At 61.4% G+C, this 22,629-nt stretch carries 23 protein-coding genes; 7 read left to right on the top strand and 16 right to left on the bottom strand.

The features are described from left to right. Positions 1 to 30: 30 nt before the first annotated feature. From ACM6IM_RS29320 to ACM6IM_RS29310, 3 genes are all read right to left on the bottom strand, one after another. Positions 31 to 1,134: an NADH:flavin oxidoreductase gene (locus tag ACM6IM_RS29320; protein WP_414867007.1), complete on the bottom strand. Its 1,104-nt coding sequence runs from the start codon at positions 1,132 to 1,134 to the stop codon at positions 31 to 33. 140 nt (positions 1,135 to 1,274) lie between these two features. Then, positions 1,275 to 1,757 (bottom strand): glutathione peroxidase, encoded by a 483-nt coding sequence (locus tag ACM6IM_RS29315; RefSeq protein WP_192309744.1) that lies wholly within the window; start codon positions 1,755 to 1,757, stop codon positions 1,275 to 1,277. A 122-nt stretch (positions 1,758 to 1,879) separates the two neighbouring features. Beyond that, entirely contained in the window at positions 1,880 to 2,365 is a 486-nt protein-coding gene (locus tag ACM6IM_RS29310; RefSeq protein WP_192309741.1) for an FKBP-type peptidyl-prolyl cis-trans isomerase, read from the bottom strand. On the opposite strand from ACM6IM_RS29310, the gene ACM6IM_RS29305 reads away from it, so the two are divergent. From ACM6IM_RS29305 to ACM6IM_RS29295, 3 genes are read left to right on the top strand one after another with little or no spacing between them, the layout of a single operon-like run. Next, positions 2,334 to 2,672, top strand: a complete 339-nt coding sequence (locus tag ACM6IM_RS29305; RefSeq protein WP_192309739.1) for a DUF3565 domain-containing protein — start codon at positions 2,334 to 2,336, stop codon at positions 2,670 to 2,672. The genes ACM6IM_RS29310 and ACM6IM_RS29305 overlap by 32 nt on opposite strands. A gap of 60 nt (positions 2,673 to 2,732) precedes the next feature. Beyond that, on the top strand, positions 2,733 to 4,832 hold the full coding sequence (gene pta, locus ACM6IM_RS29300) for a phosphate acetyltransferase (protein WP_414867006.1): 2,100 nt from the start codon (positions 2,733 to 2,735) through the stop codon (positions 4,830 to 4,832). Further along, a complete protein-coding gene (locus ACM6IM_RS29295; RefSeq protein ID WP_414867005.1) occupies positions 4,833 to 5,738 on the top strand; it encodes an acyltransferase in 906 nt (301 codons plus the stop codon). A 166-nt stretch (positions 5,739 to 5,904) separates the two neighbouring features. Here the strand turns inward: ACM6IM_RS29295 and cysN are convergent, their stop codons facing one another. The 3 genes from cysN to ACM6IM_RS29280 form a co-directional block, all read right to left on the bottom strand. Beyond that, positions 5,905 to 7,803, bottom strand: coding sequence for a sulfate adenylyltransferase subunit CysN (cysN, locus tag ACM6IM_RS29290; protein WP_192309735.1), 1,899 nt, complete (start codon positions 7,801 to 7,803; stop codon positions 5,905 to 5,907). A 9-nt stretch (positions 7,804 to 7,812) separates the two neighbouring features. After that, complete coding sequence (gene cysD, locus ACM6IM_RS29285) at positions 7,813 to 8,730, bottom strand: sulfate adenylyltransferase subunit CysD (RefSeq protein WP_192309734.1); 918 nt, start codon at positions 8,728 to 8,730, stop codon at positions 7,813 to 7,815. A 234-nt stretch (positions 8,731 to 8,964) separates the two neighbouring features. Beyond that, entirely contained in the window at positions 8,965 to 9,723 is a 759-nt protein-coding gene (locus tag ACM6IM_RS29280; RefSeq protein ID WP_192309733.1) for a Nif3-like dinuclear metal center hexameric protein, read from the bottom strand. Between the two features lie 102 nt (positions 9,724 to 9,825). Here ACM6IM_RS29280 and algW point away from each other — a divergent pair, with 102 nt between their 5' ends. From algW to ACM6IM_RS29260, 4 genes are all read left to right on the top strand, one after another. Then, positions 9,826 to 10,986: a Do family serine endopeptidase AlgW gene (algW, locus tag ACM6IM_RS29275; protein ID WP_192309730.1), complete on the top strand. Its 1,161-nt coding sequence runs from the start codon at positions 9,826 to 9,828 to the stop codon at positions 10,984 to 10,986. A gap of 87 nt (positions 10,987 to 11,073) precedes the next feature. Continuing rightward, a complete protein-coding gene (locus ACM6IM_RS29270; protein WP_414867004.1) occupies positions 11,074 to 13,179 on the top strand; it encodes a TonB-dependent siderophore receptor in 2,106 nt (701 codons plus the stop codon). A gap of 12 nt (positions 13,180 to 13,191) precedes the next feature. Then, positions 13,192 to 13,911, top strand: coding sequence for a DUF4198 domain-containing protein (locus tag ACM6IM_RS29265; RefSeq protein WP_414867003.1), 720 nt, complete (start codon positions 13,192 to 13,194; stop codon positions 13,909 to 13,911). A 215-nt stretch (positions 13,912 to 14,126) separates the two neighbouring features. Continuing rightward, complete coding sequence (locus tag ACM6IM_RS29260; protein ID WP_414867002.1) at positions 14,127 to 14,543, top strand: hypothetical protein; 417 nt, start codon at positions 14,127 to 14,129, stop codon at positions 14,541 to 14,543. Positions 14,544 to 14,628: 85 nt separating this feature from the next. On the opposite strand, the gene hisC is transcribed toward ACM6IM_RS29260, so the two are convergent. The 10 genes from hisC to ACM6IM_RS29210 all read right to left on the bottom strand — a co-directional run bounded on the left by hisC (position 14,629) and on the right by ACM6IM_RS29210 (position 22,578). Then, complete coding sequence (hisC, locus tag ACM6IM_RS29255) at positions 14,629 to 15,681, bottom strand: histidinol-phosphate transaminase (RefSeq protein WP_414867001.1); 1,053 nt, start codon at positions 15,679 to 15,681, stop codon at positions 14,629 to 14,631. A gap of 2 nt (positions 15,682 to 15,683) precedes the next feature. After that, the gene (gene hisD / locus ACM6IM_RS29250; RefSeq protein WP_201194691.1) at positions 15,684 to 17,018 is read right to left on the bottom strand and encodes a histidinol dehydrogenase; all 1,335 of its coding nucleotides are present in this window, start codon (positions 17,016 to 17,018) and stop codon (positions 15,684 to 15,686) included. Positions 17,019 to 17,144: 126 nt separating this feature from the next. Beyond that, positions 17,145 to 17,780, bottom strand: a complete 636-nt coding sequence (hisG, locus tag ACM6IM_RS29245) for an ATP phosphoribosyltransferase (protein ID WP_192309717.1) — start codon at positions 17,778 to 17,780, stop codon at positions 17,145 to 17,147. Between the two features lie 128 nt (positions 17,781 to 17,908). Continuing rightward, the gene (murA, locus tag ACM6IM_RS29240) at positions 17,909 to 19,174 is read right to left on the bottom strand and encodes a UDP-N-acetylglucosamine 1-carboxyvinyltransferase (protein ID WP_192309714.1); all 1,266 of its coding nucleotides are present in this window, start codon (positions 19,172 to 19,174) and stop codon (positions 17,909 to 17,911) included. 22 nt (positions 19,175 to 19,196) lie between these two features. Then, a complete protein-coding gene (locus tag ACM6IM_RS29235) occupies positions 19,197 to 19,436 on the bottom strand; it encodes a BolA family protein (protein WP_192309712.1) in 240 nt (79 codons plus the stop codon). A 113-nt stretch (positions 19,437 to 19,549) separates the two neighbouring features. Continuing rightward, on the bottom strand, positions 19,550 to 19,855 hold the full coding sequence (locus ACM6IM_RS29230) for a lipid asymmetry maintenance protein MlaB (RefSeq protein ID WP_192309710.1): 306 nt from the start codon (positions 19,853 to 19,855) through the stop codon (positions 19,550 to 19,552). Continuing rightward, entirely contained in the window at positions 19,852 to 20,493 is a 642-nt protein-coding gene (locus tag ACM6IM_RS29225; RefSeq protein WP_192309708.1) for a phospholipid-binding protein MlaC, read from the bottom strand. The genes ACM6IM_RS29230 and ACM6IM_RS29225 overlap by 4 nt, the downstream gene beginning before the upstream one ends. A gap of 11 nt (positions 20,494 to 20,504) precedes the next feature. After that, the gene (gene mlaD, locus ACM6IM_RS29220; RefSeq protein ID WP_007901560.1) at positions 20,505 to 20,972 is read right to left on the bottom strand and encodes an outer membrane lipid asymmetry maintenance protein MlaD; all 468 of its coding nucleotides are present in this window, start codon (positions 20,970 to 20,972) and stop codon (positions 20,505 to 20,507) included. Beyond that, complete coding sequence (mlaE, locus tag ACM6IM_RS29215; RefSeq protein ID WP_192309706.1) at positions 20,972 to 21,769, bottom strand: lipid asymmetry maintenance ABC transporter permease subunit MlaE; 798 nt, start codon at positions 21,767 to 21,769, stop codon at positions 20,972 to 20,974. Before mlaE ends, mlaD begins: the two co-directional genes overlap by 1 nt. Next, a complete protein-coding gene (locus ACM6IM_RS29210) occupies positions 21,769 to 22,578 on the bottom strand; it encodes an ATP-binding cassette domain-containing protein (protein WP_192309704.1) in 810 nt (269 codons plus the stop codon). Before ACM6IM_RS29210 ends, mlaE begins: the two co-directional genes overlap by 1 nt. Positions 22,579 to 22,629: the final 51 nt, after the last annotated feature.

Genomic DNA, 22,629 nt, shown 5'->3' with positions numbered 1-22,629 from the left:
CGCTCGCGATTGCTTTAGACCAGGCGCCGCTTAAACCAAGGTCATCAACGCCTCACGGCTGAACGGCAGGATGTCTTCCTCCCGACCGTCACGCACCTTCTGCGCCCAGTCCGGGTCCACCAGCAGCGCACGCCCGACCGCCACCAGGTCGAACTCGTCGTTGTTCAGGCGCTCCAGCAGTTTTTCCAGGCTGGCCGGCTGCGCGACCTTGTCGGTGTTGACCATGAATTGCAGGAACTCGCCATCCAGGCCGACGCTGCCCACGGTGATGGTCGGCTTGCCGGTCAGTTTGCGCGTCCAGCCGGCCAGGTTCAGTTCGGAGCCGTCGAATTCCGGCTCCCAGAAACGCCGCGTCGAGCAGTGGAAAATGTCCACGCCGGCGTCGGACAACGGCTTGAGAAATTCCCCCAGCGCTTGCGGGGTCTGTACCAGGCGAGCGGTGTAATCCTGCTGCTTCCACTGGGAGAAGCGCAAGATGATCGGAAAACCTTCGCCGACCGCCGCACGTACCGCCTGGATCAGCTCGATGGCAAAGCGCGAACGGTTGGCCAGGCTGCCGCCGTACTCGTCGGTGCGCTGGTTGCTGCCTTCCCAGAAGAACTGGTCCACCAGATAACCGTGAGCGCCGTGGATTTCCACGCCGTCCATGCCGATGCGCTTCGCATCGCTGGCAGCCTGGGCGAACGCGGCGATGACGTCCTGAATGTCCTGCTGACTCATGCCGTGAACCACGACCTGGCCGTCCTTGAGTTTTTCCGACGGGCCGTAACCCGGCACGCTCGCATCCGGCTCGGTGCCGATGCGACGGACACTGCCGACATGCCACAGTTGCGGGACGATCTTGCCGCCCTCGGCGTGCACGGCGTCGACGACTTTTTTCCAGCCGGCCAGCGCCTCTTCACCATAGAAGTGCGGCACGTTCGGGTAACCGTTGGACGCCTTGTGCCCGACGGTGGTGCCTTCGGTGATGATCAGGCCGACGCCGGCAGCGGCGCGACGGCGGTAATACTCGATGACTTTAGAGTTGGGCACGCCACCCGGCGAGAACGAACGGGTCATGGGCGCCATGACCACGCGGGTCGGCAGCTCGAGGGTGCCAAGGTGGAACGGTTTGAACAAAGCTTGAACGGGCATGAGTGCGCTCCACGGAGAGTAACTTTATGACGAGGATAATATGGAGGGTCAGCCGCGATGAACAGCACTATTGATTACAGTGATTAAGATCTAAAAGGTAAGACGTACCGTAGGAGCGAGCTCCTACGGCGAGGGGGCTTTCAGCTCAGGGCCTTTTCGATGGCCTGAATGACGGAGGGATCGTCCGGTGCCGTGCGCGGCGAGAAGCGCGCCAGTACGCGGCCATCCTTGCCCAGCAGGAATTTTTCGAAGTTCCAGGTAATGTCGCCAGGGAACTCGGCGCCTTCGCCCGCCAGCAGGCGGTACAACTGGTGACGCTCATGACCGTTGACTTCCAGCTTGCTGGACAACGGAAAGGTCACGCCATAGTTGAGGCTGCAGAACTCCTGGATTTCCTGCTCGGTGCCTGGCTCCTGCCCGGCAAACTGGTTGCACGGCAAGCCCAGCACGCTGAAGCCTTTGTCCTTGTATTGCTGATAAAGGTTTTCCAGCGCCGCGTATTGCGGGGTCAAGCCACATTTGGAGGCCACGTTGACCACCAGCACGACGTTGCCCTTGAAAGGCGCCAGCGGAAGCTCCTGACCATTCAGGGCTGTCAATTTCAGGTCGTGAAAAGCACTCATGACGTACTCCAGATTCCCGTGTTTTTCTCGATACAGCCTCTTGGCAATGCCGCCAAGGACAGCCGCGGACTAAAAAGGCGCCCTCGGGCGCCTCTCCAGTTCTCTGAGCTTAGCGCAGAAAATCAGTGGTGATGGCCACCTTCGCCATGGACGTGACCATGAGCGATTTCTTCCTGGCTGGCATCACGGATGGCAACGATCTTGACCTGGAAGTTCAGGCGCTGACCGGCCAGCGGGTGGTTGCCGTCAACGGTGACGTCGTCGCCGTCCAGGTCGCGGATGGTCACGATCTGCATCTGCCCGTCCGGGGCGGAAGCGTGGAACTGCATGCCCACTTCCAGTTCGTCGACGCCTTCGAACATGCTGCGGCTCAGGGTGCTGACCAGTTCGGCAGCGTATTCGCCGTAGGCATCTTCAGGTTCAACGGCTACGGTCAGCTCTTCGCCGACGCCTTTGCCTTCCAGGGCTTTTTCCAGGCCCGGGATGATGTTGCCTGCGCCTTGCAGGTAGACCAGCGGCGCGCCGCCGGCGGAGCTGTCGATGACCTCACCAGCGTCGTTGGTCAGGGTATAGTCGATGGAGACAGCCTTATTGGCGGCGATCAGCATGGGGCGAGACCTTTTGCAGAAGAAAATAGAAAGGCCAAGTCTAGCGAAGCCATCGTCCGAAAGCGAACACAACCCGGACAAACGGACCGCAACGCCTGGCTCGACAGTCACGGGGTTTCATCAGGATGAAGACGGGCACTGGGTGGCCGAGCTGTCCTGTGGCCATACGCAGCACCTGCGCCACCAGCCGCCGTGGCAATCGCGTGCCTGGGTCCTTGACCCCGCGCAACGTGCTGGAAGAATCGGCCAGCGCTTTGAATGCGGTTGGTGCGCTCAAGGCTCGGTTAGCGATAATCTTGGCGACTGAATCCCGGTAGATCGTCAGATATAGACGGTCACCTTTGCCATGCACCCTTAGAGAATCCGCATGCAAACTTTTTTTATTGCCCCCACCGATTTTGGCGTGGGTCTGACCTCCATCAGCCTCGGGCTGGTCCGCACCCTCGAGCGAGCCGGCCTCAAGGTCGGTTTTTTCAAACCCATCGCCCAGCCCCATCCGGGGGACACCGGGCCCGAGCGCTCCACGGAGCTGGTGGCGCGCACCCACGGCCTGAAACCGCCGCAGCCGCTGGGCCTGGCCCACGTCGAGCGCATGCTGGGCGACGGTCAGCTCGATGAACTGCTCGAAGAAATCATCACGTTGTACCAGCAGGCCGCCATCGGCAAGGACGTGCTGATCGTCGAAGGCATGGTCCCGACCCGCAGCGCCAGCTACGCCGCCCGGGTCAACCTGCACCTGGCCAAGAGCCTCGACGCCGACGTGATTCTGGTCTCGGCACCGGAAAACGAAGTGCTGACCGAACTCTCCGGCCGCGTGGAACTGCAGGCGCAATTGTTCGGCGGCCCGAAGGACCCGAAGGTCCTGGGGGTGATTCTCAACAAGGTCAAGACCGATGAAAGCATGGAGGCCTTCGCCTCGCGGCTGAGGGAGCATTCGCCCTTGCTGCGCAGCGGCGATTTCCGCCTGCTCGGTTGCATTCCCTATCAGCCGGAACTGAACGCCCCGCGTACCCGCGACGTGGCGGACCTGATGGGCGCGCAGATCCTCAATGCCGGCGATTACGAAACCCGGCGCATGACCAAGATCATCATCTGCGCGCGCACCATGCGCAACACCGTGGAGCTGCTCAAGCCCGGCGTACTGGTGGTGACGCCCGGCGATCGCGACGACATCATCCTCGCCGTCAGCCTCGCGGCCCTCAACGGCGTGCCGCTGGCCGGCCTGTTGCTGACCAGCGACACCCTGCCCGACCCGCGCATCATGGACCTGTGCCGCGGCGCCCTGCAGGCCGGTTTGCCGGTGTTGTCGGTGAGCACCGGCTCCTACGACACCGCCAACCAGTTGAACGGTTTGAACAAGGAAATCCCGATCGATGACCGCGAGCGTGCGGAAATCATCACCGACTTCGTCGCCGGCCATCTGGACGCCGACTGGCTGCACCAGCGTTGTGGCACGCCCCGGGAAATGCGCCTGTCGCCGGCGGTGTTCCGCTACCAGTTGATCCAGCGCGCGCAGGGCGCCAACAAACGCATCGTCCTGCCCGAGGGCAGCGAGCCGCTGACCGTGCAGGCCGCGGCGATCTGCCAGGCCCGTGGCATCGCCCGCTGCGTGTTGCTGGCCAAACCGGCAGAGGTGGAAGCCGTGGCGCGCGCCCAGGGCATCGAGCTGCCGCCGGGTCTGGAGATCCTCGATCCGGACCTGATCCGCGAACGCTACATCGAGCCCATGGTTGCCCTGCGCAAGAGCAAGAGCCTGAATGCGCCGATGGCCGAGCAGCAACTGGAAGACCCGGTGGTCATCGGCACCATGATGCTGGCGCTGGACGAAGTCGATGGCCTGGTCTCCGGGGTCATCCACTCCACCGCCAACACCATCCGCCCGGCCCTGCAGCTAATCAAGACGGCGCCCGGCTGCACCCTGGTGTCGTCGGTGTTCTTCATGCTGTTTCCCGAAGAAGTGCTGGTGTACGGCGACTGCGTGATGAACCCCCACCCGAGCGCCACCGAACTGGCGGAGATCGCCCTGCAAAGCGCGGACTCGGCCGCGGCATTCGGCATCACGCCGCGTGTGGCGATGATCAGTTACTCCAGCGGCGAATCGGCCAGCGGCGAAGAAGTCGAGAAAGTCCGCGAGGCCACGTTGCTCGCCCACGAACAGCAACGCTCGCTGCTGATCGACGGCCCGTTGCAATACGACGCGGCGGCCAACGAGACCGTGGCCCGGCAACTGGCGCCGAACAGCCAGGTGGCCGGTCGCGCCACGGTGTTCGTGTTCCCCGACCTCAACACCGGCAACACCACGCACAAAGCCGTGCAGCGCAGCGCCGACTGCGTCAGCCTCGGGCCGATGCTGCAAGGCCTGCGCAAACCGGTGAACGACCTGCCGCGTGGCGCGCAAGTCGACGACATCGTGTACACCATCGCCCTCACCGCGATTCAAGCCGCCAACCGACCTCTGGATGTTTAAATGCTGGATTTTCTGCCTGCACCGGCACGCGGTGTGATTGCTTCGCTGCTTTTGGCGTTGAACACGATTCTGCTCTGCTCGTTCCTGTTCTGCGTGGCGCTCGTCAAGGTCTTGCCATTCGCGCTGACCCAGCGCCTGGCGGGCTGGCTGATGAGCCATACCCATGAAGCCTGGATCAGCAACAACAAGGGCTGGATGAACCTGGTCCGTCGCACGCGCTGGCACCTCAGCGGCCTGCAGGGTCTGGACTATCGGCACTCGTACCTGATCACCAGCAACCACCAGAGCTGGGTCGATATCCTGGTACTGCAATACGTGCTCAACCGGCGCATCCAGCCGCTGAAATTCTTTCTCAAGCAGGAACTGATCTGGGTGCCGGTGATTGGCCTGGCGTGGTGGGCGCTGGGCTTTCCGTTCATGAAGCGTTACTCGAAGGCGTACCTGGAAAAACACCCGGAGAAGAAAGGCAAGGACCTGGAAACCACGCGCAAGACCTGCGCGAAGTTTCGCAACAACCCGGTGGGCATTTTCAACTTCGTCGAAGGCACGCGCTTCACCGAAGGCAAGCACGCCCAGCAGAAGTCACCGTTCAAGTACCTGCTCAAACCCAAGGCCGGTGGCATTGCGTTCGTGCTCGATGCCATGGGCGAACAGCTGGAGTCCATCGTCAACGTGACCATCCATTATCCCGGCGGACGTCCCGGGTTTTGGGATTTGCTGTGCGGGAACGTAAAGGATGTGGTGGTGCACTTTGAAGAGCTGAAGATACCGCCGCAGTTCATTGGCAAGAACTACGACCAGGACGGTGAATACCGCTTGCAGTTCCAGGGCTGGATCAACCAGTTGTGGCAGGACAAGGATGCGTTGCTGGAGCAGATGCATCGCGAATTCCCTGACCGCCGCTGACCCCATGTGGGAGCGGGCTTGCTCGCGAAGGCGGTGGATCAGCCAGCTTGATGTTGACTGACACACCGCCTTCGCGAGCAAGCCCGCTCCCACAGTGGACCGAGTCGCGCACAAAAAACCCGCCGGATGATCACTCATCGGCGGGTTTTTCTTTAGCCGCTGAAGCTTAGATCGCGCCCCGCTGACGCAGCAGCTCGAGCACTTGCTTGACGCCCTCTTCCAGCGACACCGACTGGGTGTCGATCACCAGGTCGGCATCCAGCGGCACGTCGTACGGGAAGGATTCGCCCGGGATATTGTCCCCGGCCGCCGCGTACAGACCTTGCGGATCACGCTCGGCGCACACCGCCGGCGAGGCCTGGACATAGACCGTCAGCAGACGCTCCTTGCCGATCAGGTCCTTGGCCTGCTCACGCCCTTCGGCACTCGGTGCCACGAACGCCGCGAGGGTCAGCAGGCCGGCTTCGTTGAACTGACGCGCCACGTGCGCGGCACGACGCCAGTTCTCGGTACGCCCGGCGCGGTCCTGTGGCAGCCCCTTGTTCAAGTCGTGACGCAGGTTCTGGCCATCGAGCACGAACACAGCACGCCCCAGGTCGAACAGCTTGCGTTCGACCGCATAGGCCAGGGTGCTCTTGCCAGCGCCCGACAGGCCGCTGAACAACACGGTGGCCGGCTGCTGGCCGAAGCGCTGGGCACGTTCTTCGGTCGCCACGTGGGCCAGTTTGCCGTGGTGGGTGCTGGTGCCATGCGCCAGCGGTTGCGCGACGATCATGCCCGCGCCCACGGTGCCGTTGGTCAAGCGGTCGATGATGATGAACGCGCCGGTGGTGCGGTTGCTGTCGTAACCGTCGAGAGCAATCGGTGCGTCGAGCGCGATCTTGACCTTGCCGATCTCGTTCAACTGCAACGCGCTGGCCGGACCTTCTTCCAGGGTGTTCACATCCACCTTGTTGACGATGCTGGCGATGGAACCCGGCACGTAACTGGTGGCGCGCTTGATGTCGTATTTCTTGCCCGGCAACATCGGCTCTTCAGCCATCCACACCAGCATCGCTTCGAAGCTGTCGGTCACCGGCGGCACGTTGTCGGCGTGAACCAGCAGGTCGCCACGGGAGATGTCGATTTCGTCTTCCATGGTCAGCGTCACCGCCTGGCCCGGACCGGCGTGCTCCAGCTCACCTTCGAAGGTGACGATGGATTTCACGCGGCTGCTCTTGCCCGATGGCAGGACCACGACCTCGTCACCCTTCTTGACGATGCCGCTGGCCAGGGTGCCGGCGAAACCGCGGAAGTTCAGGTTCGGACGATTGACGTACTGCACCGGGAAACGCAGGTCGGTGAAGTTGCGGTCGCCCGCCACTTCCACGGTCTCGAGAATTTCCATCAGCGACTGGCCGGTGTACCACGGCGAGCGCTCGGACTTGTTCACCACGTTGTCGCCCTTGAGCGCCGACATCGGCACGAAGTGCATGCTCGTCGGCTTCATCTTCAGGCCTTCGGCGAACTTGAGGTAGTCGGCCTTGATCGACTCGAACACGCCCTGGTCGAAGTCCTTGAGGTCCATCTTGTTGATGGCGACGACGATGTGCTTGATGCCCAGCAAAGAGGCGATGAAGCTGTGGCGACGGGTCTGGGTCTGCACGCCGTAGCGGGCGTCGACCAGGATGATCGCCAGGTCACAGGTGGAGGCACCGGTGGCCATGTTGCGGGTGTACTGCTCATGGCCGGGGGTGTCGGCGATGATGAATTTGCGCTTGGCGGTGGAGAAGTAGCGGTAGGCGACATCGATGGTGATGCCTTGCTCGCGCTCGGCCTGCAAGCCGTCGACCAGCAGGGCCAGGTCGATGTCTTCGCCGGTGGTGCCGACTTTTTTAGAGTCGCGGGTGATCGCTTCCAGGTGATCTTCGTAGATCATCTTGGAGTCGTGCAGCAGGCGCCCGATCAGGGTGCTCTTGCCGTCGTCGACGTTACCGCAGGTCAGGAAGCGCAGCAGCTCTTTACGTTCGTGCTGGCCCAGGTAGGCGAGGATGTCCTCGCTGATCAAATCAGATTGATGCGACATGACAGCCCCTTAGAAATAACCTTGACGTTTCTTGTCTTCCATCGAGCCTGCGCCATCGTGGTCGATGACACGGCCCTGGCGCTCGGAAGTTCGCGTCAGGAGCATTTCCTGAATGATGTCCGTGAGGCTTTCGGCCTCGGACTCCACCGCGCCCGTCAACGGGTAGCAGCCAAGGGTACGGAAACGCACTTTCTTTTTGACGATGCGTGCCTTGTCTTCATCGCTCAGGTGCTCGAGGATGCGCTCGTCGTCGATCATGATCAGGGTGCCGTTCTTCTCGATCACTTCACGCTCGGCGGCGAAGTACAGCGGCACGATCGGGATGCCTTCGAGGTAGATGTACTGCCAGATGTCCAGTTCGGTCCAGTTCGACAGCGGGAAGACACGGATCGACTCCCCCTTGTTGACCTTGCCGTTGTAGACGTTCCACAGCTCGGGACGCTGGTTCTTCGGGTCCCAACGGTGCTTGCTGTCGCGGAACGAGTACACGCGCTCCTTGGCGCGGGATTTCTCTTCGTCGCGGCGGGCACCACCGAAGGCGGCGTCGAAACCATGCTTGTCCAGGGCCTGCTTCAGGCCTTCGGTCTTCATGATGTCGGTGTGCTTGGCACTGCCGTGGGTGAACGGGTTGATGCCTTGCGCCACACCGTCCGGGTTGACGTGGGTGATGAGGTCCAGGCCCAGGTCCGCAACCATCTTGTCGCGGAAGGCGTACATCTCCTGGAATTTCCAGCGAGTGTCGACGTGCATCACCGGAAACGGCAGCTTGCCGGGGAAAAATGCCTTGCGTGCCAGGTGCAGCATCACGGCGGAGTCTTTACCGATGGAGTACAGCATCACCGGGTTGTCGAACTCGGCGGCCACCTCGCGGATGATGTGGATGCTTTCCGCCTCCAGCTGTTTCAGATGCGTCAGTTTGTCGACCATGGCTACTCACGAAAACTTTTATGAACGGCCAGCGGGCCGTGTTCGAGCGAGGAATCCTAGCACAGCGACCTCTTCTAATCAGGACGCCGGATAGATCGAAAGGGTATATGAATATGCCTGCCTGTTTGGGCGCACAGCGCCCTGTGGGAGCGGGCCTGCTCGCAAATCCGGTGTGAGTGTGCGCACGCCATCGCCGGCAAGCCGGTCTCGCTCCCACCGGGAAACAAGGCTGGCTCAGATCGGATTCGGGCAGTCGATGAAGATGTGTTCAACGGCAAAGCGTCGCGCCAGGTAATCGCCCAGTGCCTGAACGCCGTAGCGTTCGGTGGCGTGGTGACCGGCGGCGATGAAGCTGATGCCGTTTTCCCGAGCGCTGTGGAAGGTCTGCTCGGAAGCCTCGCCGCTGAGGTACAGGTCGACGCCGGCCAGGACCGCCTGGTCGATGTAACCCTGCCCGCCGCCCGTGCACCAGCCGACCCTGCGGATCATTTCGCTGCCTTCGATCAGCAACGGTTCGCGGCCCATGACCTCCTGCACCCGGCGGGCGAAATCCCGTGGGGTCGCCGGCTCATTCAGCGAGCCGACCAGGCCCACCACTTTCAGGTTGTCCGGGTCGAGCGGACCTTCGACGGTGATGTCCAACTGACGCGCCAGTTGCACGTTGTTGCCGACCTCCGGGTGCAGGTCCAGCGGCAGGTGATAGGACAGCAGGCTGATGTCGTGCTTGAGCAGGGTTTTCAACCGGCGTTGCTTCATGCCGGTGATGCACGGGTTTTCGCCCTTCCAGAAATAGCCGTGATGCACCAGCACCAGGTCGGCCTGCGCGTCGACGGCAGCGTCCAGCAATGCCTGGCTGGCGGTGACGCCACTGACAATGCGCATGACCTGCGGGCGACCTTCGACTTGCAATCCGTTGGGGCAATAATCGGCGATCCTGGCGCTGTTCAGGTAACGGTCGGCTTCTTCGACGAGTGTGCTCAGGGCGACGGCCATAAAAGACTCCTAAATATCCCGTTCAGAGGCGCGCGCGGCCTCGTATAATGCGCGACATTATGGGCGGTCTCATACCGCCTGCAACCTCTCAGGACGTGCTTCATGCTCAAGGCGCTGCGTTTTTCCGGCTGGCCGCTGTTGGCCGGCGTGCTTATCGCTCTGTTGATTATCCAGCGTTACCCGGAGTGGGTCGGGCTCCCGAGCCTCGACGTCAACCTGCAGCAAGCCCCGCAAACCACCACCACGCAGCAGGGCCCGGTGTCCTATGCGGACGCCGTGACCATCGCCGCGCCGTCGGTGGTGAACCTGTACACCACCAAGGTGGTCAGCCGGCCGAACCACCCGCTGTTCGAAGACCCGCAGTTCCGGCGCTTCTTTGGCGACAACTCGCCCAAGCAGAAGCGCATGGAATCGAGCCTCGGCTCCGGTGTGATCATGAGCCCGGAAGGTTACCTGCTGACCAACAACCACGTGACCAGCGGCGCCGACCAGATTGTCGTCGCGCTCAAGGATGGCCGGGAAACCCTGGCCCGCGTGATCGGCAGCGACCCGGAAACCGACCTGGCGGTACTGAAGATCGATTTGAAGAACCTTCCTTCGATCACCGTCGGCCGTTCCGACAACATCCGCATCGGCGACGTGGCGCTGGCCATCGGCAACCCGTTCGGCGTTGGCCAGACCGTGACCATGGGCATCATCAGCGCCACCGGCCGCAACCAGTTGGGCCTGAACAACTATGAGGACTTCATCCAGACCGACGCAGCGATCAACCCGGGCAACTCCGGCGGCGCGCTGGTGGATGCCAATGGCAACCTGACCGGCATCAACACGGCCATCTTCTCCAAGTCCGGCGGTTCGCAAGGCATCGGTTTCGCGATCCCGGTGAAACTGGCGATGGAAGTGATGAAGTCGATCATCGAGCACGGCCAGGTGATTCGCGGCTGGCTCGGGATTGAAGTGCAGCCGCTGACCCAGGAACTGGCGGAATCGTTTGGCCTCTCTGGGCGTCCAGGCATCGTGGTCGCGGGGATTTTCCGTGACGGCCCGGCGCAGAAAGCGGGCCTGCAACTGGGTGACGTGATCCTGACCATCGATGGCGAACCGGCCGGTGATGGCCGTCGCTCGATGAACCAGGTGGCGCGGATCAAACCGACCGACAAGGTCACCATCCAGGTGATGCGCAACGGCAAGGAACTCAAGCTCACGGCGGAAATCGGCCTGCGTCCGCCGCCGGCGCCGGTGAAGGAAAAAGAAGAGAACTAAGCCGGACCCGATCCTTTCGGGTCATTGGAAGACATTCTCATTAGACATGTTATATTGTTTCAATTCTCGCAATTGGAACAACATAACATGTCGTCTCGCAAAAAGGCCTCGCTCCTTGGCCTGACCCTTGGATTGCTGGCTGATCCGCTCCTCGCCGCAGAACCACTGCGCCTTGAACTCGACGCCATCAACGTCACCTCCGACTACGAATCCCCCACCGGTCCGGTCCAGGGTTATCGCGCTACCCGCTCATCTAGCGCCACCAAGACCGACACCGCCATTGCCGATATCACACAGGCGATCAGCGTGGTGCCGGCGAGCGTGCTCAAGGATCTGGGCAGTACCAGCGTCGAGCGCGCATTGGATTTCGCCGGCGGCGTCTCGAAGCAGAACGATTTCGGCGGCCTGACGCTGTACGAATACAGCGTGCGCGGCTTTACCACTTCGGAGTTCTACAAGGACGGCTTCAGTGCCAATCGCGGCTATCCCAGCACGCCGGACGTGGCCAACATCGAACGCATCGAAGTGCTCAAGGGTCCGGCCGCCAGCCTCTATGGCCGAGGCGACCCGGGCGGCACGGTGAACATCGTCACCAAGAAACCCCAGCGCGAAGCCTTCACCACCCTGCAAACCAGCGCTGGCAGCTGGGATCGCTACCGCACCGCACTGGACGTCAACACGCCCCTGGACGAACAGGGCGATGTGCTGTCGCGGATCAACCTCGCCGTTGAAGACAACCACAGCTTTCGCGATCACGTCACGAGCAAGCGGGTGTTCATCGCCCCCTCCTTCAGTTGGCAACTGAACCCCGACACGACCCTGCTGATGGAAAGCGAGTTCGTGCGCCACAGCTCGACATTCGATCGCGGCATCGTCGCGCCGAAAAACCGCTGGAGCGGCGTATCGCGCTCGACCTTCCTCGGCGAACCCAACGACGGCGACATCGACAACCACAACAACATGCTCCAGGCAGCGCTCGAACATCATCTGAATGACCGCTGGAAACTGCGCCTGGCCAGCCATTACAAGGAGGGCAAACTCTGGGGCTTCGCCTCCGAACAACGCGCACTCAATGCCGATGGCCACACGGTCAACCGGCGTTATCGCGAGCGTGACAACCAATGGCACGACAGCATCACCCAACTCGAACTGCGCGGCCTGTTCGACCTCGGCAGCTGGCAGCACGAACTGCTGGTCGGTAGCGAGTACGAGAACTATCGCAAGGACGAGCGTGTCACCACCCTCGCCGGCGGCCCCTACGCCATCGACATCTACCAACCGGTTTACGGCCAGGCAAAACCCAATGGCGCGCGTTCGGGAACTGATTTCTTCGAACACGTCGAAAGCCATGCGCTGAACGTGCAGGACCAGATCGTCTTCACCGACAAACTGCGCGGAATGATCGGCGCGCGTTTCGAACATTTCGAGCAACGCATCGACGACCACACCCGGGCCGCTGCCAGCCGCCAGACCCACGATGCCCTGACCCAACGCGCCGGTCTGCTCTATCAACTGACTCCGCAAACCGGCGTGTTCGCCAATGCCTCCACCTCGTTCAAACCGAACAATGGCCTGGACGCCAACGGTCGGTCCTTCGACCCGGAAGAAGGCGTCGGCTACGAGGTCGGGATCAAGAACCAGCTGTTCGACGACCGATTGAGCAGCACCCTCGCCTTCTTTCATATCGACAAGGAAAACGTCCTCGCCCTCGATCCCGGCACCGATACCAGCCGCGCCATGGGCAAGGCCCGCAGCCAGGGTTTCGATCTGCAAGTCAGCGGGCAAGTGAGCGACGCCGTGCGGGTGATCGGCGCCTTCGCCTACATCGACGCCGAAGTGACCAAAGGCGACGCGGTGATTCCCGCCAGCAGCCGCATCCTCGGCGTGGCCAAGCGCAGCGGCAGCCTGCTGGGGGTCTACGAATTCCAGGACGGGCATCTGCGCGGCTCGGACGTCGGCGCGGCGTTCACCTATGTCGGCGACCGCTCGGGCGAGGCCGGTAGCGACTTCGAACTGCCCGCCTATCACACCGTCGACCTGCTCGCGCACTACAAGGCCAGCGACCACCTCACCGTCGGCCTGAACCTCAACAACCTTTTCGACGAAAAATACTTCGAGCGCTCGTACAGCAACTACTGGGTCAACCCCGGCGAGCCGCGCAATTTCACCGTCAGCCTGACCCTCACCCTGTAAAAGGACGTCTCCATGCTCCCTGTCAAATCCCTGGCCCTGCTCGGCCTGCTGTTCGCCACCCAGGTCTCGGCCCATGGCCTGTGGACCGAACAACGTCGCGGAAACATCGAAGTGATCTACGGCCACGGCGCCGAAGACAACGCTTTCAAGGCGCAAAAAATCAGCGGTGCCTGGGCGTATGACGCCAACGGCAGAATGATCCCGGTGACCGTTCAGCGCCTGGCCGATCACGCCCGCCTGCAATCGCTGAAACCTCCCGCCGTCATTGCCGTGGCACTGAACAACGGCATGTGGTCGCAGACGGCGGACAAAAAGTGGATCAACGAAGGGCGCAGCAAAGTGCCGGGAGCCATCGAGTCGACCCAGACCTTCAAGTACAGCCTGGCGATTTATCAGCCGGGGGCGAAGCTGCCCAAACTCGACTCGATCAAATTGCTGATTCTGCCGGAGGTCGATCCACTGACCGTCGGACCGGGCAACTCACTGCCGGTCCGGGTCTTGCTGGATGGGAAGCCGGCGGCAGGCGTGAAGTTGATCGGCGACTATCGCAACGCGCCGAACACCTTGACCACCGAAACCGACAAGGACGGCCGTGCACAGGTGCTAGTACGCAATGAGGGGCTGAATGTGATTGCGGCGCAGGTGGAAGTGCCGGTGAAGGACAGTGCCGATATCACCAGTCGCGGGTTGTTCAGCTCATTGACCTTCCTGGGTGAAGCGCACCACGAATAGATCGCCCTCTAAAGTGGGAGCGAGCCTGCTCGAGCCAGGAGCTCAATTCCGGCACGGATCATGAGTTGAAAATAGCTATCGCGAACAGGCTCGCTCCCACACCTGTCTTTATTTCAATAAGGTCTAAACCCCTGTCATTTCTGACAGTGACTGATAACTATTCACAACCCTATGCTTTCTCGGCAGATAACTTTCAAACTGCGTGAGGAAGGCTCATGGGAACTCAACAGGAGTTTGACGTTAAATCCGTCAGGGAATTCGAGACAGGCGAGGCCACCATCAAGTGGAAGGGGCAGACGCTCAAGTCGAAGATCGTCTATTTCAACCAGAGCCTGGTTTACGCCACCTTCTTACAGGCAGAGGGCAGCTCGAGGGGCGGAACGGAGAACGATGTATTCATTGCAAGTTTTACCGACAATCCGCCGATGAACTTTCAGGAGTTTTACGAGAAAGGTAAAACACCGCACCGTTACAGCTGGGTTCTGGTTTATGACAACACCCGTCATGAACCAAGGACGGGTGCCATCACCGGGGCCTTCAAGAACGCTTATCGAACAGTCGAGGCCAACATCGTCATGACATTTGGAGACGATGACAGCGCCATCATCAACTTCAAAGCAGACAAGCGTTAAACTCGAGCCGGGCGCAAGACGCATGGCGATTCTCACGGCATGACGCAGTTCCCACGAAAAACCGGGAACCGCGTTAACCCACCCGTCAGAGTTGCCCAAGCCCCTCGATCAAGGCCTGATTCTGCTCCGGCGTACCGATCGAAATTCGCAGGAATTGCGCAATGCGCTCCTGCTTGAAGTGCCGGACGATGACCCCTTGCTCGCGCAACTTCGCCGCCAGGCCTGCCGCATCGTGCTGCGGATGACGGGCGAAGATGAAGTTGGCGGCCGACGGCAGCACTTCAAAACCCTTGGCCTGCAGTTGTGCGGTGACCCATTCGCGGCTTTCGATCACCAGGCGGCAGGTCTTGTCGAAGTACTCACGATCTTCGAAGGCCGCCGCCGCCCCGACGTTCGCCAGGCGGTCCAGCGGGTAGGAGTTGAAGCTGTTCTTGATCCGCTCCAGCGCCTCGATCAGGTCCGGATGCCCCACCGCCAGGCCAACCCGCAGGCCGGCCAGCGAACGGGATTTGGACAGGGTCTGGGTGACCAGCAGGTTCGGATAGCGGTCCACCAGACTGATCGCGGTTTCACCCCCGAAGTCGATGTAGGCCTCGTCCACCACGACCACTGAATCCGGACTGGCCTTGAGGATCTGCTCGACCGCGTCCAGGGCCAGCAGGCAACCGGTCGGGGCGTTCGGGTTGGGGAAAATGATCCCGCCGTTCGGTTTCGCGTAGTCCGCCGGATCGATCTGGAACTGCGCGTCCAGCGGCACCGCCTCGAACGTGATGCCGTACAACCCGGCGTAGACCGGATAGAAGCTGTAGCTGATGTCCGGGAACAGCAGCGGTTTATCGTGCTGCAACAAGCCGTGGAAAACGTGCGCCAGGACTTCGTCGGAACCATTGCCGAGGAACACCTGATCGCCCTTCACCCCGTAATAGCGGGCGACGGCGTTCTTCAGCAGGTCGCTGTTCGGGTCCGGGTACAGGCGCAGGTTGTCGCTGAGCTCGGCCTGCATGGCGGCCAACGCCTTGGGCGATGGACCGTACGGATTTTCGTTGGTGTTGAGCTTCACCAGTTTCGCCAGTTTCGGTTGCTCGCCCGGTACGTAGGGCACCAGGTTCTTGACGAACGGGCTCCAGAATTTACTCATGTTCAGTTTCCCTGCCCTTGAAAGTCTTTATCGGCGATGCGGTATTCGGCACTGCGCGCGTGGGCGCTCAGCGATTCGCCACGGGCCAGTACCGAGGCAGTCTTGCCCAGTTCGGAGGCGCCGGCTTCGGAGCAGAAGATGATCGACGAGCGTTTCTGGAAGTCGTACACACCCAGCGGCGACGAGAACCGCGCGGTGCCGGACGTTGGCAATACGTGGTTCGGGCCTGCGCAGTAATCGCCCAGTGCCTCGGAGGTGTGGCGCCCCATGAAGATCGCACCCGCGTGGCGGATCTGCGGCAACCAGGCCTGCGGATCGGCCACCGACAACTCCAGGTGCTCCGGCGCGATGCGGTTGGCGACCTCGATCGCCTGCGCCATGTCACGCACCTGGATCAGGGCGCCACGACCATTGATCGAGGTTTCGATGATGGCGGCGCGATCCATGGTCGGCAGCAGCCTGGCGATGCTTGCGGCGACCTGGTCGAGGAATTCGGCATCCGGGCTGACCAGGATCGCCTGGGCGTCTTCGTCGTGCTCGGCCTGGGAGAACAGGTCCATGGCGATCCAGTCCGGATCGGTCTTGCCGTCGCACACCACGAGGATTTCCGACGGGCCGGCAATCATGTCGATGCCGACCTGGCCGAACACGTGACGCTTGGCGGTCGCGACATAGATGTTGCCCGGTCCCACCACCTTGTCCACCTGCGGCACGCTCTCCGTACCATAGGCCAGCGCGGCCACAGCCTGCGCACCACCGATGGTGAACACGCGGTCGACGCCGGCAATGCAGGCCGCAGCCAGCACCAGTTCATTGATTTCACCGCGCGGGGTCGGCACCACCATGACCACTTCGGTCACGCCGGCAACCTTGGCCGGAATCGCGTTCATCAACACCGACGACGGGTACGACGCCTTGCCGCCCGGCACGTACAGGCCGGCGCGGTCCAGCGGCGTGACCTTCTGGCCGAGGACGGTGCCGTCGGCTTCGGTGTAGGTCCAGGAATCCTGCTTTTGCTTCTCGTGATAGCTGCGCACCCGGGCCGCGGCTTTTTCCAGCGCTTCGCGCTGTGGCACGGTGATCCGGGTCAGGGCCAGTTCCAGGCGTTCGCGCGGCAGGATCAGGTCGGCCATGGACTTGACGTCCAGGCCGTCGAACTGCCGGGTGAACTCCACCAGCGCCGCATCGCCACGCTCGCGCACCGCTTTGATGATGTCCAGCACACGCTGATTGACCGAGTCGTCAGACACACTTTCCCAGCTCAGCAGATGATCCAGATGATGTGCGAAATCCGGGTCAGCAGCGTTGAGTCGGCGAATTGCAGTCAGTGCGGTCATAGCGAGAGCCTCATAGGATTGGCAAAAACTCAGGCGCCCTAACTTAGCAGTCGTTTCCGCTTGGGCACCCGAGAATTCTGGCTATGAGGCGGATAGACGGGCGCGACTCAACGTCGCGCAGGTGAATCAGCCGCGGTGTCGAGACTCCACTGCCTTGCGCAGGGTGTCGATCAACGCCTGGATACGGGCGTGCTGCATTTTCATCGAAGCCTTGTTGACGATCAGCCGGGAGCTGATGTCCGCAATGAAATCCTGTGGCTCCAGGCCGTTGGCACGCAGCGTGTTGCCGGTGTCGACCACGTCGATGATCTTGTCGGCCAGACCGATCAGCGGCGCCAGCTCCATCGAGCCGTACAGCTTGATGATGTCGACCTGACGGCCCTGTTCAGCGTAGTAACGCTTGGCAACGTTGACGAACTTGGTGGCGATACGCAGGCGGCCCTTGGGCTCGACCGCGCCGACCTTGCCGGCCGTCATCAGCTTGCACCGGGCAATCTGCAGGTCCAGCGGTTCGTACAGGCCCTGGCCACCGTATTCCATCAACACATCTTTACCGGCGACGCCCAGATCAGCGGCACCATGCTCGACGTAGGTCGGCACATCGGTGGCGCGCACGATCAGCAGGCGTACGTCGTCCTGGGTCGTGGGAATGATCAGCTTGCGGCTCTTGTCCGGATTCTCGGTCGGCACGATGCCCGCTTCGGCGAGAAGCGGCAGGGTGTCGTCAAGGATGCGGCCCTTGGACAGTGCGATGGTCAACATGGGAGACGTCAGTCCTTATCAAGGTACTCATGCCCGATCGCAAATGGCGCCGGACACAGATCGAGGGTGCAACCACCCTCGACTTGGAACAATTCGACGGGCACGTCCTTGTGCCCATGACGCAGAAACTAGCCCGGAACGCGACGGATCCTGGCGCCCAGCATCTGCAGTTTTTCCTCGATGCACTCGTAACCACGGTCGATGTGGTAGATGCGGTCGATCAGGGTGTCGCCTTCGGCGATCAGCGCCGAGATCACCAGGCTCGCCGAAGCACGCAGGTCGGTGGCCATCACTGGCGCGCCCTTGAGCTTTTCGGTGCCGGTGACGATGGCGGTGTTGCCTTCGACCTGGATCTTGGCGCCCATGCGGTGCAGTTCATACACATGCATGAAGCGGTTTTCGAAGATCGTCTCGATCACAGCGCCGGTGCCTTCGGCAATGGCGTTGAGCGAAATGAACTGCGCCTGCATGTCGGTCGGGAACGCCGGGTACGGAGCGGTCCGCACGTTCACGGCCTTGGGCCGCTTGCCGTGCATGTTCAGCTCGATCCAGTCTTCACCGGTGGTGATCTCGGCGCCGGCTTCGCGAAGTTTTTCCAGAACGGCCTCGAGAATGGTCGGATCGGTGTCCTTGACCTTCACGCGACCGCCGGTCACGGCAGCGGCCACCAGGTAGGTGCCGGTTTCGATACGGTCAGGCATCACCTTGTAAGTGGTGGTGTGCAGGCGCTCGACGCCATCGATGGTGATGGTGTCGGTGCCAGCACCGGAAACCTTGGCGCCCATGGCGTTCAGGAAGTTCGCCAGGTCGACTACTTCCGGCTCGCGTGCGGCGTTGGCCAGCACGCTGCGGCCCTTGGCCAGGGCAGCGGCCATCATGATGTTCTCGGTACCGGTCACGCTGACGGTATCGAAGAAGAAGTGCGCACCGCGCAGGCCGCCTTCAGGGGCCTTGGCCTTGATGTAGCCGCCTTCGACGTCAATCACCGCGCCCATCGCTTCCAGGCCACGAATGTGCAGGTCGACCGGACGCGAACCGATGGCGCAACCGCCAGGCAACGCGACTTCGGCTTCGCCGAAACGGGCGACCATCGGCCCCAGTACCAGGATCGACGCACGCATGGTTTTAACCAGTTCGTACGGAGCGATCAGAGTCTTGATGGTGCGCGGGTCGATTTCGACTGCCAGCTTCTCGTCGATCACCGGCTCGATGCCCATGCGGCCGAACAGCTCGATCATGGTGGTGATGTCGTGCAGGTGTGGCAGGTTGGCAACCGTGACCGGGCCGTCGCACAGCAAGGTGGCCGCCAGGATCGGCAGGGCAGAGTTCTTTGCCCCGGAGATGCGGATCTCGCCATCAAGACGAGTGCCACCGGTAATAATCAGTTTATCCATAAGAATCTCGACGCCCTTGGGCTCAGGTGCGCTCGGCCCAGGCCGTGCTGCTGAAAAATTTCATAGTGACCGCATGGATGCTGCCATCGGTGATCCATGGGTTCAAATGGGCATAGACCTGCTGCTGACGCTTCACCGGGCTCAATGCCGCCAGTTCATCGCTGATCACGTTCAGCTGGAAATTGCAGCCTTCGCCTTCAACTTCCACTTTCGTGTTCGGCAGCTTTGCTTCAAGGAAGCTCTTAACTTCTACGGCCTGCATGCTCAACCTCAATCGGCGCCCTGTGCGCGCGGGTCGGACATCATACAAAAAAGCCCCGCGCCTGCGAACCCCGCGAAGCAGGACTCTGACGGGGGGCTTCCCTGCTGATGCTGTTAGGGATGCGCCAACAGCTCGGTCAGCTCGCTGACCTGAGCGATTTCACGCATGTCTTCGGGCATTGCACGGATGCTCAGCGACTTGCCGGCTTGCTGGGCATCACGCATGAAACACAGTAATAGCGACAAGCCGACGCTGCTGGACTTCAACACCGCCGAGCAATCCACCACCAACGCGCTGGCCTTGCTCGCCTTGATCAAGGCCTGGCCCTGCTTGCGCAGGCCCGGGCCGGTCATGTAGTCCAGCATGCCGCTGAGCATCAGCTCGCCGGATTCGGTCATGCGAATGGCCGACACACTCATTGGGACGACTTCTCGCTGGCTTCCTTGGCCTTGGCGACTTCACCGGCCCAGCCATTGATGGTCTTGTCCAGGTCGTTGCCATTGCGCTGCATCGCATCGGCGAACTGATCGCGGAACAGCTTGCCAATGTTGATGCCGTTGATGATCACGTTACGCAGCTTCCACTCGCCGTTGATCTTCTCCAGGGTGTAGGACACCGGATAGATCGCGCCGTTGGTGCCCTTGACGGTCATGCCGACGCTGGTACGGTCGCCGGACTCATCCTTGGGCGGATCGACGACGATCCCCTGGTTGTTGTACTCGAGCAGGGCATTGCCATAGAACTGGAACAGGCCTCGCTTGAAGTTTTCCTCGAAGGTCTTCATCTGCGCAGGCGTGGCCTTGCGCGAGTACTTGACCGTCATGATGCTCTTGGAAATGCCTTCGGCATCCACCACGGGGCCGACGATGGTGTTCAACGCCGTATAAAAGTCGTTCGGGTCCTGCTTGTATTTCTCCTTGTTGGCCGACAGGTCCTGGAGCAACCGGTTCGTGGTGTCCTCGACCAGGTCGTGCGCGGAAGGCGCCGCCACGGCGTGAGCCATCAGCGGCATGGCCGCGAGTAATACCAACAGGCCGCGTCGTAAGGTAGAAATCATTCAAAAGCTCCTCATTTGGCGTCTTTGCTAACGGTATTGAGCAGGAATTTACCGATCAGGTCCTCGAGCACCAGCGATGACTGGGTATCGTGAATGGTCCCACCCTCCTTGAGCAGGGTTTCTTCGCCACCCACGCTGATGCCGATGTATTTCTCACCCAGCAGGCCAGCCGTCAGAATAGATGCAGTGGAGTCAGTCGGCAGGTTATCCACCCGTTTTTCCAGCTGCATCGTCACCCGACCGGTGAAACTGTCGCGGTCCAGATCGATTGCCGTGACCTTGCCGATGGTCACACCGGCCATGGTCACTTTAGCTCTGACCGTCAAACCGGCGATATTGTCGAAATAGGCATAAAGTTTATACGTTTCGGTGGTGGCGCTCGGGGACAGGCCACTGACCCGCAACGCCAGCAGCAGCAAAGCCAGGATGCCAGCCAGCAGAAAAAGGCCGACACCGATTTCCAGGGTGCGGTTTTGCATCAGAAATCTCCAAACATCAAGGCGGTCAAAATAAAGTCCAGGCCGAGTACAGCCAACGAGGCGTACACCACGGTCTTGGTAGTGGCACGACTGATCCCCTCTGAAGTGGGCTCACAGTCATAGCCTTGGAATACGGCGATCCAGGTCACGACAAAGGCGAAGACGACACTTTTGATGATGCCGTTGAGCACATCGTCGGTGAAGGTCACGCTGTTTTGCATGTTGGACCAGTAGGAACCCTCATACACACCCAGCCAGTCGACAGCCACCCACGAACCGCCCCAGATACCCACGACGCTGAAAATCATCGCCAGCACCGGCAGGGAAATGAAGCCGGCCCACAGGCGCGGGGCAATGATGTACTTGAGCGGGTCGACACCAATCATTTCCAGACTGGACAACTGCTCGGTGGATTTCATGTTGCCGATTTCCGCCGTCAGGGCCGAACCGGCGCGGCCGGCGAACAGCAAGGCGGTGACCACGGGGCCCAGTTCGCGCAGCAAGGTCAGGGCAACCATTTGCCCGACCGCCTGCTCCGAACCGTAGCTGGACAGGATATTGAACCCCTGCAGTGCCAGTACCATGCCGATGAATACCCCGGAGACCACAATGATCACCAGGGACATCACGCCCACCGAATGCAGTTGCCGGATCAGCAGGCCGAAACCGCCGCCGATGCCGCCGCGCCCCAAAAGGGCATGAAACAGAAAGATGGTCGAACGACCGAACGCGGCCAGCACATCGATGCCGGCGTGGCCGAAGCGACGTACGCGTTCCAGCAGTGAAGTCTTGCGCATCAACGCTTCCCCAGAAGATCTGCGCGGTAATCCGTCGCTGGAAAGTGGTATGCGACCGGGCCATCGGGTTCGCCGGTCATGAATTGGCGAATCCGCGGTTCCTGCGAGTTCATCAGCTCCTGCGGCGTGCCCTGCCCCAGGACCTGGCCGTCGCCGACGACATAGATGTAGTCGGCAATGCTCGCCGTCTCGGCCAGGTCGTGGGAAACCACGATGCTGGTGATGCCCAGGGCGTCGTTGAGCAGACGGATCAGGCGCACCAGCACACCCATGGCAATGGGGTCCTGGCCGACGAAGGGTTCGTCATACATGAGGATCTGCGGGTCCAGGGCAATCGCCCGGGCCAGCGCGACACGGCGTTTCATGCCGCCGGACAACTCCTCGGGCATCAGGTCGATGGCACCACGCAGCCCGACGGCCTGCAATTTGAGCAGCACGATGTCCCGGATCATTTCTTCCGGAAGCTCGGTATGAACCCGTAGCGGAAAGGCGACGTTCTCGAACACATCGAGATCGGTGAACAGCGCGCCACTCTGGAACAGCACACCCATGTGCTTGCGTGCATCGAACAGATCGCTGCGCGACAACTTCGGCAGGTTCTGCCCGTTGACCCAGACTTCGCCCTTGGCCGGACGCAATTGAGCGCCCATCAAACGCAACAGCGTGGTCTTGCCACACCCGGAAGGTCCCATGATGCCGGTGACCTTGCCGCGCGGAATACGGATATCGACGTTATTGAAAATGCTGCGCGCACCGCGCTTGAAGGTCACTCCCTTCAGCTCGACCGCGTAGGCGTTATCGGCACTCATCTAAACTCCTTGCGATGCAGCCTCTCACTCGGACGCCTGTCTTTCTGACGA

The sequence above is a fragment of the Pseudomonas sp. IT-P12 genome (genome assembly GCF_949767465.1).
In the GTDB taxonomy this organism is placed as follows: Bacteria; Pseudomonadota; Gammaproteobacteria; order Pseudomonadales; family Pseudomonadaceae; genus Aquipseudomonas.
Note: the sequence above shows the minus strand (reverse complement) of the source record. Positions and strands in the feature narration are given on the sequence as shown.

Bases quoted from the DNA above. Each gene is read 5' to 3' on its own strand.
- ACM6IM_RS29320 (WP_414867007.1), bottom strand. From the start codon at position 1,134: ATGCCCGTTCAAGCTTTGTTCAAACCGTTCCACCTTGGCACCCTCGAG.
- ACM6IM_RS29315 (WP_192309744.1), bottom strand. From the start codon at position 1,757: ATGAGTGCTTTTCACGACCTGAAATTGACAGCCCTGAATGGTCAGGAG.
- ACM6IM_RS29305 (WP_192309739.1), top strand. From the start codon at position 2,334: ATGGAGACAGCCTTATTGGCGGCGATCAGCATGGGGCGAGACCTTTTG.
- ACM6IM_RS29310 (WP_192309741.1), bottom strand. From the start codon at position 2,365: ATGCTGATCGCCGCCAATAAGGCTGTCTCCATCGACTATACCCTGACC.
- pta (WP_414867006.1), top strand. From the start codon at position 2,733: ATGCAAACTTTTTTTATTGCCCCCACCGATTTTGGCGTGGGTCTGACC.
- ACM6IM_RS29295 (WP_414867005.1), top strand. From the start codon at position 4,833: ATGCTGGATTTTCTGCCTGCACCGGCACGCGGTGTGATTGCTTCGCTG.
- cysN (WP_192309735.1), bottom strand. From the start codon at position 7,803: ATGTCGCATCAATCTGATTTGATCAGCGAGGACATCCTCGCCTACCTG.
- cysD (WP_192309734.1), bottom strand. From the start codon at position 8,730: ATGGTCGACAAACTGACGCATCTGAAACAGCTGGAGGCGGAAAGCATC.
- ACM6IM_RS29280 (WP_192309733.1), bottom strand. From the start codon at position 9,723: ATGGCCGTCGCCCTGAGCACACTCGTCGAAGAAGCCGACCGTTACCTG.
- algW (WP_192309730.1), top strand. From the start codon at position 9,826: ATGCTCAAGGCGCTGCGTTTTTCCGGCTGGCCGCTGTTGGCCGGCGTG.
- ACM6IM_RS29270 (WP_414867004.1), top strand. From the start codon at position 11,074: ATGTCGTCTCGCAAAAAGGCCTCGCTCCTTGGCCTGACCCTTGGATTG.
- ACM6IM_RS29265 (WP_414867003.1), top strand. From the start codon at position 13,192: ATGCTCCCTGTCAAATCCCTGGCCCTGCTCGGCCTGCTGTTCGCCACC.
- ACM6IM_RS29260 (WP_414867002.1), top strand. From the start codon at position 14,127: ATGGGAACTCAACAGGAGTTTGACGTTAAATCCGTCAGGGAATTCGAG.
- hisC (WP_414867001.1), bottom strand. From the start codon at position 15,681: ATGAGTAAATTCTGGAGCCCGTTCGTCAAGAACCTGGTGCCCTACGTA.
- hisD (WP_201194691.1), bottom strand. From the start codon at position 17,018: ATGACCGCACTGACTGCAATTCGCCGACTCAACGCTGCTGACCCGGAT.
- hisG (WP_192309717.1), bottom strand. From the start codon at position 17,780: ATGTTGACCATCGCACTGTCCAAGGGCCGCATCCTTGACGACACCCTG.
- murA (WP_192309714.1), bottom strand. From the start codon at position 19,174: ATGGATAAACTGATTATTACCGGTGGCACTCGTCTTGATGGCGAGATC.
- ACM6IM_RS29235 (WP_192309712.1), bottom strand. From the start codon at position 19,436: ATGCAGGCCGTAGAAGTTAAGAGCTTCCTTGAAGCAAAGCTGCCGAAC.
- ACM6IM_RS29230 (WP_192309710.1), bottom strand. From the start codon at position 19,855: ATGAGTGTGTCGGCCATTCGCATGACCGAATCCGGCGAGCTGATGCTC.
- ACM6IM_RS29225 (WP_192309708.1), bottom strand. From the start codon at position 20,493: ATGATTTCTACCTTACGACGCGGCCTGTTGGTATTACTCGCGGCCATG.
- mlaD (WP_007901560.1), bottom strand. From the start codon at position 20,972: ATGCAAAACCGCACCCTGGAAATCGGTGTCGGCCTTTTTCTGCTGGCT.
- mlaE (WP_192309706.1), bottom strand. From the start codon at position 21,769: ATGCGCAAGACTTCACTGCTGGAACGCGTACGTCGCTTCGGCCACGCC.
- ACM6IM_RS29210 (WP_192309704.1), bottom strand. From the start codon at position 22,578: ATGAGTGCCGATAACGCCTACGCGGTCGAGCTGAAGGGAGTGACCTTC.